Annotated in this window: 18 protein-coding genes and 1 pseudogene; 10 read left to right on the top strand and 9 right to left on the bottom strand. The window is 70.9% G+C overall.

Annotation, left to right across the window (positions count from 1 at the left end; all coding sequences use genetic code 11):
* The first annotated feature begins 47 nt into the window (after positions 1-47).
* The gene (locus ACIBPC_RS01980) at positions 48-1,217 is read left to right on the top strand and encodes a cytochrome P450 (protein ID WP_398840615.1); all 1,170 of its coding nucleotides are present in this window, start codon (positions 48-50) and stop codon (positions 1,215-1,217) included.
* A gap of 4 nt (positions 1,218-1,221) precedes the next feature.
* On the opposite strand, the gene ACIBPC_RS01975 is transcribed toward ACIBPC_RS01980, so the two are convergent.
* A complete protein-coding gene (locus ACIBPC_RS01975) occupies positions 1,222-1,788 on the bottom strand; it encodes a DUF4291 domain-containing protein (RefSeq protein WP_362955244.1) in 567 nt (188 codons plus the stop codon).
* Positions 1,789-1,965: 177 nt separating this feature from the next.
* Here ACIBPC_RS01975 and ACIBPC_RS01970 point away from each other — a divergent pair, with 177 nt between their 5' ends.
* On the top strand, positions 1,966-2,706 hold the full coding sequence (locus ACIBPC_RS01970) for a calcium-binding protein (protein ID WP_362955241.1): 741 nt from the start codon (positions 1,966-1,968) through the stop codon (positions 2,704-2,706).
* Positions 2,707-2,752: 46 nt separating this feature from the next.
* Here ACIBPC_RS01970 and ACIBPC_RS01965 read toward each other — a convergent pair whose 3' ends face one another.
* On the bottom strand, positions 2,753-3,073 hold the full coding sequence (locus ACIBPC_RS01965; RefSeq protein WP_362955238.1) for a putative quinol monooxygenase: 321 nt from the start codon (positions 3,071-3,073) through the stop codon (positions 2,753-2,755).
* A gap of 123 nt (positions 3,074-3,196) precedes the next feature.
* On the opposite strand from ACIBPC_RS01965, the gene ACIBPC_RS01960 reads away from it, so the two are divergent.
* Positions 3,197-3,514: an ArsR/SmtB family transcription factor gene (locus ACIBPC_RS01960; protein WP_398840612.1), complete on the top strand. Its 318-nt coding sequence runs from the start codon at positions 3,197-3,199 to the stop codon at positions 3,512-3,514.
* A gap of 12 nt (positions 3,515-3,526) precedes the next feature.
* On the opposite strand, the gene ACIBPC_RS01955 is transcribed toward ACIBPC_RS01960, so the two are convergent.
* Entirely contained in the window at positions 3,527-3,721 is a 195-nt protein-coding gene (locus ACIBPC_RS01955; protein ID WP_362955232.1) for a hypothetical protein, read from the bottom strand.
* On the bottom strand, positions 3,718-3,966 hold the full coding sequence (locus ACIBPC_RS01950; protein ID WP_398840609.1) for a hypothetical protein: 249 nt from the start codon (positions 3,964-3,966) through the stop codon (positions 3,718-3,720). The genes ACIBPC_RS01955 and ACIBPC_RS01950 overlap by 4 nt, the downstream gene beginning before the upstream one ends.
* Before the next feature lie 158 nt (positions 3,967-4,124).
* On the opposite strand from ACIBPC_RS01950, the gene ACIBPC_RS01945 reads away from it, so the two are divergent.
* From ACIBPC_RS01945 to ACIBPC_RS01935, 3 genes are all read left to right on the top strand, one after another.
* Positions 4,125-4,949: a helix-turn-helix transcriptional regulator gene (locus ACIBPC_RS01945; protein WP_398840607.1), complete on the top strand. Its 825-nt coding sequence runs from the start codon at positions 4,125-4,127 to the stop codon at positions 4,947-4,949.
* Positions 4,946-5,170 (top strand): DUF397 domain-containing protein, encoded by a 225-nt coding sequence (locus tag ACIBPC_RS01940; RefSeq protein WP_398840605.1) that lies wholly within the window; start codon positions 4,946-4,948, stop codon positions 5,168-5,170. Before ACIBPC_RS01945 ends, ACIBPC_RS01940 begins: the two co-directional genes overlap by 4 nt.
* A 74-nt stretch (positions 5,171-5,244) precedes the next feature.
* Positions 5,245-5,421, top strand: coding sequence for a DUF397 domain-containing protein (locus ACIBPC_RS01935; protein ID WP_398840604.1), 177 nt, complete (start codon positions 5,245-5,247; stop codon positions 5,419-5,421).
* Here the strand turns inward: ACIBPC_RS01935 and ACIBPC_RS01930 are convergent.
* Entirely contained in the window at positions 5,407-6,360 is a 954-nt protein-coding gene (locus ACIBPC_RS01930) for a helix-turn-helix transcriptional regulator (RefSeq protein WP_398840603.1), read from the bottom strand. The genes ACIBPC_RS01935 and ACIBPC_RS01930 overlap by 15 nt on opposite strands.
* An 80-nt stretch (positions 6,361-6,440) precedes the next feature.
* Between ACIBPC_RS01930 and ACIBPC_RS01925 the strand changes: the two genes are divergently transcribed.
* Positions 6,441-7,175 (top strand): alpha/beta fold hydrolase, encoded by a 735-nt coding sequence (locus ACIBPC_RS01925; protein ID WP_398840602.1) that lies wholly within the window; start codon positions 6,441-6,443, stop codon positions 7,173-7,175.
* A 7-nt stretch (positions 7,176-7,182) separates the two neighbouring features.
* On the opposite strand, the gene ACIBPC_RS01920 is transcribed toward ACIBPC_RS01925, so the two are convergent.
* Positions 7,183-7,788, bottom strand: a complete 606-nt coding sequence (locus ACIBPC_RS01920; RefSeq protein WP_398840601.1) for a sugar O-acetyltransferase — start codon at positions 7,786-7,788, stop codon at positions 7,183-7,185.
* Positions 7,789-7,924: 136 nt separating this feature from the next.
* On the opposite strand from ACIBPC_RS01920, the gene ACIBPC_RS01915 reads away from it, so the two are divergent.
* The 3 genes from ACIBPC_RS01915 (at position 7,925) to ACIBPC_RS01905 (ending at position 9,583) form a co-directional block, all read left to right on the top strand.
* Positions 7,925-8,161, top strand: a complete 237-nt coding sequence (locus tag ACIBPC_RS01915) for a helix-turn-helix domain-containing protein (protein WP_362955211.1) — start codon at positions 7,925-7,927, stop codon at positions 8,159-8,161.
* Positions 8,158-9,144, top strand: coding sequence for a serine hydrolase domain-containing protein (locus ACIBPC_RS01910; protein ID WP_398840599.1), 987 nt, complete (start codon positions 8,158-8,160; stop codon positions 9,142-9,144). Before ACIBPC_RS01915 ends, ACIBPC_RS01910 begins: the two co-directional genes overlap by 4 nt.
* A gap of 148 nt (positions 9,145-9,292) precedes the next feature.
* Entirely contained in the window at positions 9,293-9,583 is a 291-nt protein-coding gene (locus tag ACIBPC_RS01905; protein WP_398840598.1) for a DUF1330 domain-containing protein, read from the top strand.
* Positions 9,584-9,613: 30 nt separating this feature from the next.
* Here the strand turns inward: ACIBPC_RS01905 and ACIBPC_RS01900 are convergent.
* The 3 genes and pseudogenes from ACIBPC_RS01900 to ACIBPC_RS01890 form a co-directional block, all read right to left on the bottom strand.
* Positions 9,614-10,672: pseudogene (locus tag ACIBPC_RS01900) on the bottom strand (helix-turn-helix domain-containing protein).
* Between the two features lie 138 nt (positions 10,673-10,810).
* Positions 10,811-11,200 carry a YrdB family protein gene (locus ACIBPC_RS01895; protein WP_398840596.1) on the bottom strand — a complete coding sequence of 130 codons (390 nt, stop codon included), beginning with the start codon at positions 11,198-11,200 and terminating at the stop codon, positions 10,811-10,813.
* 330 nt (positions 11,201-11,530) lie between these two features.
* Entirely contained in the window at positions 11,531-12,145 is a 615-nt protein-coding gene (locus ACIBPC_RS01890) for a DUF6879 family protein (protein WP_398840594.1), read from the bottom strand.
* Positions 12,146-12,165: the final 20 nt, after the last annotated feature.

Below are 12,165 nucleotides of genomic sequence, written 5' to 3'. Positions count from 1 at the left end.
GGCGTGTGACCGTCGTTCCACCGACCGTGCGGGCCGAGGGAGTTGGTGTGGACGACGACAGGCGCATGACACGGCGGCCGGAGGACTGGGACGGCTGCCCGGTCACGCGGGGGCCCGACGGCGTGTGGCACGTACGCGGCCTCCCCGAGGCCCGCGCCCTGCTGCGCAGCGGCGACACGGTGCAGGCGGGCCTCGGCGTCGAGACGGTGGAGATGCTGCCGAAGCGCGTACGCCGCCCCGTCCTCTACCGCGACGGGCCCGAGCACCGCGAGCAACGCCGCCAGACCGCCCGCTACTTCACGCCCCGCCGGGTGAACGGGCAGTACCGCGACGTCGCCGGCCGCGTCGCCGACGCACAGCTCGCGAAGCTCCGCGCGTCCGGCAGCGCCGACCTCTCCGAGCTGGCCTTCCACCTGTCCATCGGCGTCACCTGCGCCGTCATCGGCCTCACCCACAGCAGGCCCGGCATCCGCCGCAGGCTGGAGAGCTTCTTCCCCGAACGGTTCGGCACGCCGGGGCTGACGACGCCGCGCGGCCTCTACTGGACGGTCCGGCAGGGCGTCAACTGGCTGCGGATCTACGTGTCCGACGTCCGCCCCGCCGTCCGCGCGCGGCGCCGCGCGGGCGCGGACGACCTGATCACGCACCTCGTCGGCCAGGGCAGGACGACCGCCGAGATCCTGGGCGAGTGCCTGACGTTCGCGGCGGCCGGGATGATCACGACGCGCGAGTTCGTCAACGCGGCGGCCTGGCACCTCTTCTCGGACGACGCGCTGCGCGCCCGCTACCGCGCCGCCGACGAGCCGGAACGGCTGGCGGTCCTGCACGAGATCCTGCGCCTCGAACCGGTGGTGAACCTGCTGCGCCGCCGCACGACCGCGCCCGTCGCGCTGCCGGGGGCGACCGTTCCGGCGGACGCGGTGGTCGAGGTGCACGTCGATCACGCCAACACCGACCCGCGCGCGGTCGGCGACGCCCCCACCGGGCTGTGCCCGGCGCGCCCCCTGGCGCACGGCGCCGAACCGTACGCCCTCTCCTTCGGCGACGGCGCGCACAAGTGCCCGGGGGCGCCGATAGCGATCCTGGAGACGGACGTGTTCCTGACGCGCCTGCTGGCGCTCCCGGGCATCCGCATGACGTCGCCGCCCACGGTCCGGCCGCTGGACGCCATCGGCGGCTACGAACTACGCGGCCTGACCGTCTCGGTGACCCTCTGACGCGTCACCGCTCGCGGGTCAGGCGCGCCGCCAGCGCGGCGGGCAGCGGGTAGACCCGTTCGGCGGGGAGAAGGCGCCGCGCCCTGGCGGCCTGCCCGCCCTGGACCAGCGCCGCCGCCTTGCGCGCCTGGGGTGTGAGGTCGGTGAGCCCGGTGATCCACTCCTCGTTGAACGTGCGGATCAACCGGCGGCCGATGCCGACCTGGACGCTGTAGTGGTTGAGCGCCGCCCCGCGCGGTGACCGTTCCGGGTCCCACTGGACGTGCACGTCGGCCCGCGCCAGGGCGTCGGGGCCCGCCGTCGTCGGCACGGCGAGGGACAGCGCCTCCTCCCATCCGGCGCGGGTGATCCGGACCGCGAGCACACGTTCCTGCCCGGTCTTGCGGCACCAGTTGCTCCGGTGCATCAGCCACAGGAAGGAGGGCTTGATCCACGTCATCCGGCCGAAGGAGAACGGCGGGACGAAGCGGCCCGCCCGCAGCGCGGCGTCCGCGATGGCAGGCGCGTACGCCTGGTAGACGACGATCGTGCGGTCGTCGTGATCGGCACGGATCTCGTACGGATTCACCACGCGGCGCAGCCTGTCACCGCACCGGCACGTGCGGCGAACCGTTATTTCGTATCGGCGGAGCGCGCATCGGGTGACCGAGGTGTGGACGGGACGGACGAGATGCAGGAGAGTGACGAGAGATTGCCCCGTACACGACAATCTCCCCCGCCCTTCTTCATCTGGAGTGAGGACGCACTCATGATCCGGTCACGGCTCTTCCCCCTCTCCTCGGTCGCCGTCGCGGCGCTGGTCGCCACCGGCCTCGGCGCGACGCCCGCGGCGGCGCAAAGCGGCACGACCGTCGGCGCGGACTGGGACGGTCGCACCCTGTCCATCGTGTTCCAGGGCGGCGACGAGGCGAACGACCTGCACGTCTTCGCGATGAACACCGGCCCGGAGGTGCGGCGCATCGGCTTCTCCGACGTCGTGCCGATCGAGCCGGGCGAGCACTGTCTCCATCTCGACCCGGACAACGAGCTGTTCGTCGCCTGCGAGCTGCCGGTGGGCGACCGCAGGGCGGACGACATCCGCATCCTGCTCGGCGGCGGCGACGACGAGGTGATGACGAGCGACCCCGGCGTCACCCAGGTGCGCGGCGGCGACGGGAACGACGAACTGCATGCCCACACCGCAGAGTTGGTCAGGGGCGACGACGGCGACGACATGCTGATGGGCAACGGCGTCATGTTCGGCGGCGCCGGGGACGACCACCTGATGGGCGGGCCCATCGACGAGGTGCTGCACGGCGGCCCGGGTGACGACATGATCGACGGCTGGGACGGCGACGACATCGCCTACGGCGACGCGGGGAACGACCACATCACGGGCGGCGAGGGCGACGACATCCTCGTGGGCGGCACCGGGGACGACCACATCACGGGCGACGGCGGCCGGGACATCGCCATCGGCTGGCCGGGCCGCGACCACGTCATGCCCTGACGTTCCACGCGCGGGGGCGGGCCCGTCGGCGCGCCCCCGCACCCGCTCAGGCGCGGGTCTTCGGCTCGTAGGGGCTGTGCATCGTGAGGTAGTGGACGTCGAGGTCGCCCTGGAGGTAGTCGAGACGCGTCTCCCAGAACGCCTGCATGTGCGGGAGCGCGAGGTGGGCCTCCAGGTCGGCCTTCGAGCGCCAGGCCTCGTAGAACCAGAAGAGGCCGGGCTCCTCGCTGTCCTCGTGGAAGTGGTACTCCAGGCAGCCGGCCTCCTTGCGGGTCGGCTCGACGAACGACAGCAGGAGCTGCTTCAGCTCCTCGGCGCGCTCCGGCTTGGGACGGGCGGAACCGACGAGGGTGAAGGGCTGGGACATGGCGCTGCTCCTCGATCAAGGTAAGACGATATTCTTACCTCAGGGACGGTAGCTCCCCCTTTAGGTACAATGCAAGTCATACCTTGCGGCGCGACGACGGCAGGACGACGACGGGAGAAGCGGATGCCCGACAGCGAGGGCCACCCGGCGGTGGACGAGATGGCACTCGGCGCGGTGCTCGCCGCGCTCGCGGACCCGCTGCGCCGCCGGGTCGTACGCGAACTGGCGGCCGAGCCGGAGGGCGCGGCCCGGACGTGCAGCTCCTTCGCCCTGCCGGTGTCCAAGGGCACCGTGACGCACCACTTCCGCGTGCTGCGCGAAGCCGGGCTGGTCAGGCAGGTGGACCGGGGGAACAGCCGCATGGCGACGCTGCGCCGCGCGGACCTCGAAGCCCGCTTCCCCGGCCTCCTGACCCTCGTCACGACCGAGCCCGCCCCCTGACGTAGAACGGGCCTACGGCAGTCCGCGTCGGCAGCGGACGGCGCCGACCGGCGGGCAGCCGGGCCAGGAGCAGCGTTCGCCGCGCAGCAGCGCGAGGTGGTCCTCGATCGCCCGCCCCATCGCGTCGACCTCGGCACCGAGGTCCCGCACGGACGCCCGCTCCCCCTTCTCCCGGCCGCCCCCGTCCACGGCCGTACCCTCGTTCACCGCTCGTCCGCCCGTTCGGGAACACCCCGCAGCACGGCCAGCAGCCGGACGGCCGTGTCCACGTTGCAGCGCCCCAACTCGATAAGCGGGGCACGGTAGTACGGCTGCGACGTGACCGGATCGACCGCCAGCGACGGCAGCTTCACCCCCACCTTGGCCAACGCCTCACGCAGCTCATCACACAGACGATCCGGATCATGATGTTCAGAACCGACGAGACGCTGTGCACCCATATGGTCGCTCACGGACTACTCCCTCAGACGAAACCGGCGCGATGGCCGCACTCAGACTGTGACCAGAGCAACACGGAACCAAGGCAGTTGGTGGCGTGTGAAGGCTGTGATTCACATGGCGGGAGACCGAGGACCGACCTCCGAGGTGGCGAAAGGGGAGTTCAGAGGGCATGGAAGAGGACCAGAGTCAGGACGACGTGAAACGCCCGCCGGGGTTCGGCGAGGATCTCAAGGAAGTGCGTCTGGGACGCAAGTTGACGCAGGAGCACGTGGCGACGGGCACCGGCTTCAGCCGGACCTATGTCAGCAAGGTCGAGTCGGGCAGCGTCTTCCCCAGCGAGAAGTTCGCCTACAAGTGCGACCTGGTGTTCGGCACCCACGGCATGTTCGAACGCCTCCGCCGGAGGATCACGGAGAGCGATCATCCGTCGTGGTTCGTTCCGTTCGTTCAAATGGAGCGGGACGCTGTGCGGATACAGAACTTCTCGTCCAGTCTCGTCATGGGATTGCTCCAGACAGAGGAGTACGCACGCGCCATCTTCCGTGCGGCGAACCCACGGATGAGCGATGAAGTGATTGAGGGAAAGGTGGCCGCGCGCCTGCGAAGGCGCGAGATTTTCGACGGCGGCCATCCACCGGAGCTTTGGGTGATTCTCAGCGAAGCGTGCCTTCGCTATCAGGTCGGAGGTCGGGCTGTCATGGCCGGACAGCTTGAGCACTTGGTGGACTGCGCGTTGTCGGCTCACATCAGCATGCAGGTTCTTCCGTTCAGAGCTGGCGCCCCGAACGGCGTCATGCAGTCCTTCACCGTGCTCGGTTTCGATGGATCGCCGACGAAGGTCTACTCGGACGACCCGCTGGTGGGAAGTGTCAACGACAACCCGAGATTGGTCAGCTACGCCGTCTCCTCCTACGATCGGCTCATGGCCAACGCAGAACCTCCTGCGGCATCCCTAGACTTCGTCCGAATGCTGCTGAAAGAGTACAGATCGTGAACGCTGCCCTGCTTCAAGAATTCGATGGCGCGCGCTGGGTCAAGTCGTCTTACAGCACGGGAACGGGCGGGGAGTGCGTCGAGTGTGCCCCTACCCACCTCCGTGACCGCGGGGTCATGCCGCTGCGTGACTCCAAGGACCTGCGCGGGCCGGTCGTGGGTGTCCACGGCGCCGCTTGGGTGGCGTTCCTCACCGCCCTCAAGTCCGGCGAACTGGCCTGAAACCAGGCTCCGTACAAGCGACAGGTCCCGCCACACTGGCGGGACCTTCGCTTTGCCTACGGACGGGGAATGCCATGTGGAAGCGGTCGTCCTACAGCGAGGGCAACGGCGGAGAGTGCGTCGAGTGTGCGCCAGGACTCGCCCGTTCCCTCGGCCACGTCCCCGTCCGCGACTCGAAGAATCCGAACGGCCGCGCCCTTGCCGTCAGCACCCCGGCCTGGCGGCACTTCCTCGCCTCACTCGGCCGCTGATGCCGTGAGCCGGGCGGCCAGCTTTCGCAACTCGGGCCGCAGCTCGTCCGGTTGGTGGATGGTGAAGGGCCACGGGAGGGACGCGAGCAGGTGGGCCGTGCCGTCGAGGCGTTCCGCCTGGACGCGCAGCAGGACGCCCGTCGGCCGCTCGGTGAGGGTGACGGCCGCGCCCCGCAGCCTGCGGGCGATCTCGTCCAAGGGGCCGTGGACGGTCACCTCGACCTGCCAGCGGTAGGCGCCCTGGGCGAGGTTCGCGGTGAGGTGGGCCACCGGGTCGAAGCCGTCCGGGACGGTGAAGGCCCGCGCGCGGGGCGCCACGGCCGCGACCCGGTCGATGCGGAACGTCCGCAGGTCGTCGCGGAGATGGTCGTGGCCGACGAGGTACCAGCGGCCGGTGTGGAAGACGACGCCATACGGGTCGATGTCCCGCTCGCTCGACTCCTCGCGCCCGGACCGGTACGTGATGCCCACGGCCGTCCCGGCACGTGACGCCTGGGCCAGCGCCAGCAGGACGCCGCTCTCGGGGGCCTGCCCGGCCACGGCGTTCGCGGTGAACAGCAGGGTCTCGCGCATGGCGGCGAGCGGTTCCCGCAGCGAGCGCGGCAGCACCCGTTCGATCTTGGCGCGGGCGCCCGCGCCGGCGACGGTCGTCGTGCCCATCCCGAGGCGTTCGGCGGCGAGGAGGCCGAGGACGACGGCGAGGGCCTCGTCGTTGGTGAGGACGAGGGGCGGCATGCGGTAGCCGCGGGCGAGGCGGTAGCCGCCGTGACGGCCGCGTTCGGCCTCCACCGGGATGCCGAGGTCGCGGAGGAGGGCGACGTGGCGGCGGACCGTGCGGGCGTCGGTGGCGAGCCGTTCGGCCAGCTCGGCGCCGGTGAGTCCGGCGTGGGACTGGAGGAGTTCGAGGAGCGTCAGGACGCGGGTCAGGGGATGCGACATCGATCACCGGGCGAATGAGGGCGGATTCTGTCCTGTATCGACTCTACGCTCTTCCCAGGACCTCACCTCAGGGAGATCGCATGGCCACCTTCGTACTCGTTCCCGGTGCCTGGCTCGGCGCGTGGGCGTGGCAGGACACCGCCCGTGTCCTCCGGGAGCACGGGCACACGGCGCTGCCGCTGACGCTGACCGGACTGGCCGAACGCGCCGCCGAGGGCGGGCCGGACACCGACCTGGACACGCACATCGCGGACATCACCGGCTTCGTGGAGGAGAACGACCTGACCGGCGTGACCCTGGTCGCGCACAGCTACGGGGCGGCCCCGGTCACGGGGGCGGCGGGGCGCCTGGGCGAGCGGCTGGAGCGGGTGGTGTACGTGGACAGCGCGCCGTTCCCGGAGGGCATGCGCATGCTCGACCTGATGCCGCCGGAGGCCGTGGAAGAGCTGGAACGGCAGGTCGCGGCGGACGGCGACGGCTGGCGGATCCCTATGCCGCCGCTCGAAGTCCTGGGGCGGCCCGAGGACCTCGACGGACTGGACGACGAACTGCTCGGCGAGATGCGCGAACGCGCCACCGCCCACCCGTTCGGCACGCACACCCAGGCCCTCACGGGGCCGGCCGAACCCGGCCCGGACGTGGACCGGGTGCTGGTCGCCTGCCACGAGTTCCAGGGGCTGCTGGACAGCGGCACGCCGATGCTGGCGCACCTCAACTCGGCGCCGTGGCGCCGCTTCGACCTGCCCACGGGGCACTGGCCGATGCTTTCGACGCCGGGCGCGCTCGCCGACGTCCTGCACAAAGCCGCTTCCTGACGGGCGCTCAGCTCTTACGAGCGCGCGTGGTGAGGTCCGCGTCGGTGATGGCGCGGACCACCCGGCAGGGGGTGCCGAGGGCCACGCTCATCGGGGGGATGTCGCGGCTGACGACGCTCCCGGCGCCGACGACCGACCCGTAGCCGATGCGGACGCCGGGCAGGACCACCACGTTGCTGCCGATCCACACCTTGTCCTCGATCACGATCGGCTCGGAGAACCGCCCGAAGTCGACGCGCCGCTCGGGGTGCACGGGGTGGCCGGTCGTGGTGAGGGTGACGCTCGGGGCGATCATCACGCCGTCGCCTACGCGGATGTCCACGTCGTCGACGAACGTCAGGTTCACGTTGCCGAAGAAGTCGTCGCCGATGTGGACATTGCTGCCGTACGCGGCATGGAACGGCGCCTGGAGCACCGCGCGTTCGCCGACACGGCCGAAGATCGCCTCAAGCAGCGCCCGCAGCTTCGCCGTCTCACCCGGCGGGGTGTGGTTGTACGCGAAGATCTCGTCCGCACGCCGCCGCGACGCGAGAAACGCCGCCTCCGACTCGCTGTACACGAGCCCTTCGGCTATCCGCGCGCGAACTTCCGCCTCACGCCCATCTGTCACCACACAGCTCCCCTCCACGACACTCCTCCCCCGCGCCCCGACCCTACGCGCAGCCCCCCTCCGGAAGACCGGCCCCCGCGACAGCCGACGGCGTCAACTTTGGTTGACCGTCCGCACGGTGGTCAACTACGGTTGACGCATGGACGCGGAACAGCTGGCAGAACTCGCGGCATCGACGACCGACCACGACCCGTTGGTGGGCTTGGGCGCCGTGGCACAGCTCCGCGCCGAGACGGAACGCATCGAAGCGGTGCTCGTACGCCGCGCCCGCAACAACGGGGCCACCTGGCCGCAGATCGCCGCCGTCCTCGGTGTCTCGAAGCAGGCGGTCCACAAGAAGCACGCCGGCCGGGGCCTGTTCGGCGGCCGGTCATGACCGCCGGGACATACGGCGACCAGCGGCTCGCCGCCAGGCTCGGCGAACTGCTCGGCCCCCGCCACCCGATCGCGGCGGCGGCCGTGATCACGCCCGGGGGCATGAGCGTGGCGGGCCACGGCTCCGGCCCCGGCGCCGACTTCGAGATCGGCTCGATCGCCAAGGCCGTCACCGGGCTGCTGTACGCCGACGCCCTCAGCCGGGGCGAGATAGCCCCCGGCACGCGCCTCGGCGAACTGCTGCCAATGGGCGACGTCCCCGCGGCACAGGTGACACTGCGCTCGCTGAGCACCCACCGGTCCGGCCTGCCACGGCTCCCCGGGTCCACCCGACCGTGGCGGCGCACCCTCGCCCTGTGGCGACACGGGACCAACCCCTACGGCGAGGACCTCGGGCAACTCCTCGGCCAGGCCCGGCACATCCGGCTGGGCAAGCCACGGCCCCGCTACTCCAACCTCGGATTCGAACTCCTCGGACACGCCCTCGCCCACGCTGCCGCGACCACCTACCCGGCGCTCCTCCAGCAGCGCATCGCCACTCCGCTGGAACTCGACTGCTTCTACGCCCCGCGGACAGCGGACGAACTCCGCCCCGGGGCGCTCAACGGCACAAGCCGCCATGGGAAGCCCCGGCAGCCCTGGACCGGGGAGGGAATCGGACCGGCGGGCGGCATCCGGGCCTCCATCACCAGCATGGCCCGCTTCGCGGCGGCGGTGCTCGACGGCCGTGCCCCGGGGGTCGCCGCGCTCGATCCGGTAGCCCCGTTCGGCAGCGGCGCCCGCATCGGCGCGGCATGGATCACGATCCAGGTGAAAGGCCGGCCCCTCACCTGGCACAACGGCGGCACCGGCGGCTTCCGGTCCTGGCTCGGACTCGACCGGGGCGCCGGCACCGGCGTCGCCATCCTGTCGGCCACCGCCGCACCGGTCGACCGTCACGGGTTCGCACTCCTGGCGGAGCACAGCCACGGCACCGACGGGTGACACCGGCGACAGCGGCGGGGTCGGAGTACGACCGCACATCCTCGGCCAAGGCGTAGGCGGACGCGATGAAGTCCTGCTGGTGCTCTGACCGTGAACGTTCGCCGGGTTCGTGATCATGGCTCCGCGTGTCCTGGATAGGGTCGGTTCCATGACCGCTTATGTGATCGCAGATGTGCAGTTGACTGGTGACGCGGAGGAACTGGCTGAGTACCGCTCCCGGGTTGTCGCGACGTTGGAGCCGTACGGTGGCAAGTACCTCGCCCGGGGCGGCGACGTCGACGTTGTGGAGGGCGCCTGGACGCCTGGGCAGATCGTGCTCGTGGAATTCCCGGACGTGGCTGCTGCGCGGGCGTGGAACGACTCGCCCGAGTATCAGGCGATCGCGCCGCTGCGCATCCGCAACACCGACAGCAAGCGACTGATCGTCCAGGGGCTGTAGGCACTTCGCACGGCGGTCGAAGGCAGCTGATCAGGCTGCGGTCGAGAGCGGGCGTCTGCCCCAGCGGATGCCTTTCTCGCTGCGGATACGTGCACGCTCCTTCCGTTGGGCGGCCGGCACGTCGGGATGGCGGGCGTTCGCGTTGCGCCAGCGCAGGTAGGCGTGCAGGGCGCGGGTCTGCACGGTGTGGCTGCGGTGGTTGGAGTTGGCCACGGTGAACTGCCGCAGTGGCCCGAAGTGGGCCTCGATCGGGTTGGCCCAGGACGCGTAGGTCGGCGTGGAACACAGCTCGACCCGGTGCTTCTTCGCCCAGTGCCGGATCTGCTTGCCCTTGTGGGCGGTGTTCGCGGCACCCTTACCTCCTGCGGTTGACGCCCCACAGGGTGTCGTCGCCGACGGAATAGCAGCCGTGGAAGTACCGGACGCCGTGAGTGCGGTGGTAGGTCGCGGGGTGCCGCTCGGGATGACCGGCGGGAGCCCAGACGGCTCCGCCGGTGGGCCGGATGCCGAGCGGCCCGGACTCGTCGAACGCGAACACCCGGTCGGGGGAGCGGTCCAGGACCTCCTCGATGCGGTCCAGCTCGGCGTCGCGCTCGGGGTCGGGCGACTCCTTCCAGGTCTTGGTGCGCTGAAAGGTGATGCCGCGGCGGGCGAGCAGGCACCGTAACGCCTCACGGCCGATGCGGATCACGCGACCGTGCACACGTCGCAGGTAGGCCGCGAGTTCGCGGATGGACCAGCGCATGAAGGGCTGGCCGAGCTTGGTCGGGCGGGTGGTGGCCGTCCGGACGACGAAGTCCTCGTCCTCAGGACTGAGCAGGCGGGGACGGCCTCCCGCCCACTGAGGTTCCAGGCAGGCTCATCCGATCTCGTCGAACCGGTGGATCACGTCCCGGACGGTGTCCTCGTCGGCCTGCACCAGCTTGGCGATCACCGGCACCCGGCTCCTGCCGGCCGAGGCCAGCAGCATCATCGCGCGCGCCGGAACCGCACCGTGCTGGTGCTTCCTCGGCGCACGATCTGCCGCGGCTTCTGCCCCTCCTGGCCGGTCAGCCTTCGCACACGGACGGAATAGACGTCACCGCACATCCAACCGCCTGGACCACCAACCCGGCGAACGTCCACGGTCAGAGCACCAGCGCGCGACGAGTTCGGGGCCGGTGCCTGACGAACCGCGAAGTCCCCGGATGACCGACGATCAACGCCCACCCGGCCCGCGACCCGTTCTCAGTGGCTGAGCAGCCAGCCGATGCGATCGTAGGCGAGGATCTGGTAGAGGACCATGATCGCCAGCAGCCAGCGGGCGGCCCGGCGCAGATCCGCGGAGTACAGGGCCGCCACGGCGCCGAAGAACACGGCGAGTTCGAGGAGCAGCCGCAGCGGCCCGGGCGTGTGGACGTCGCTCTCGCCCGAGCGCGACGGGTCGTCCGGCACGGCGAAGGTGCCCCACATCCAGCCGACGGCCACCGGCACCATGACCACCGCGAGCCAGCGCCACGGCGACGGAACGGTTCGCCAGGCCCAGATGGCGAAGCAGACCAGCGAGGTCATTTCGAGCAGGAAGCGGACGCCGAGCAGGACGTCGTTGTCGGCAAGCGCCAGAGTCGTGTGACTCACCGGAAGACCTCCCGCCTCAGCGGCCTCGGCCAGTTGGCGAGACGGTGCGGCAGCCTAGCGTTCGGGAAGCACAGGCCGATGAGCGGCCCCCGACAGTACATCCGTGGCATGCCCGCCATCGAGAAAGACCGGCCACCGACCAGCAGCCCCACGACCTGCTACGCCACGCCGCACACCGCGTCGGTGGTACGGGGTGACGGGCTCGTCCCGGCCGTTGAAGTGGATGCCGCCGCTGACGTGCCCGCCTGCACGAGGTCGCGGGCCGTGCCGGACAGGTCGTTGTGCGAGCTGTGCGGTCCTTCGCGCCGTCCGCCCTGGCCGGTGATCGCTTCAGCCCTCCGGCGGCGGGGCGGTGAGCCTCGCCACGGCGCGGTCGCAGTACGACCGCACGTCCTCGGCGGAGGCGTAGGCGGACGCGATGAAGTCCGTCCAATGGGCGACGAGTTCGGGGTCGGTGAAGGCCACCGCGCCGGTCGGCCTTCCCTCATCCGTGTAGAGCACCTCGTACAGCGCCCGGTCGCCGAGGACGACGACCTCCGGCAGGGGCCCGTCCCGTTCGGCGGCCCTCAGGGCGTCGGCGGCGACGACGCGGACCGGGCGGCCGCACTCCGCCTGCATGCGCAGGGCGTGCAACTCCCACCGCAGGTAGGGCGTCGGCGGCTCCTCCACCACGCGCAGACGGTGGAACGTGCTGCCGCGCCGCCGGTCGTCCTCTGCCGTTCTCAGCAGACCGGCCCTGTCGTCTTCGAGCAGCCGGATCGCGTCGGCCCAGTCGCCGCGCCGCAGCGCGTCGCGGCTGGGGTCGCCCCTCTCCTCGAAGTGCTTCCGCCGTTCGAGTTTCCAGCAAGGGCGGTCGCGGACCTGCTCCTTGTGGGCCTTGAAGTGCGCGCGGTACACCGGGCGGTCCAGGCGCAGGCCGTCGCTGTGGACGAGCCGGAACAGCATGGGTCACTTCCTCGCTCTGG

It is taken from the genome of Streptomyces sp. NPDC049879 (assembly GCF_044461265.1).
GTDB lineage: Bacteria > Actinomycetota > Actinomycetes > Streptomycetales > Streptomycetaceae > Streptomyces.
Note: the sequence above shows the minus strand (reverse complement) of the source record. Positions and strands in the feature narration are given on the sequence as shown.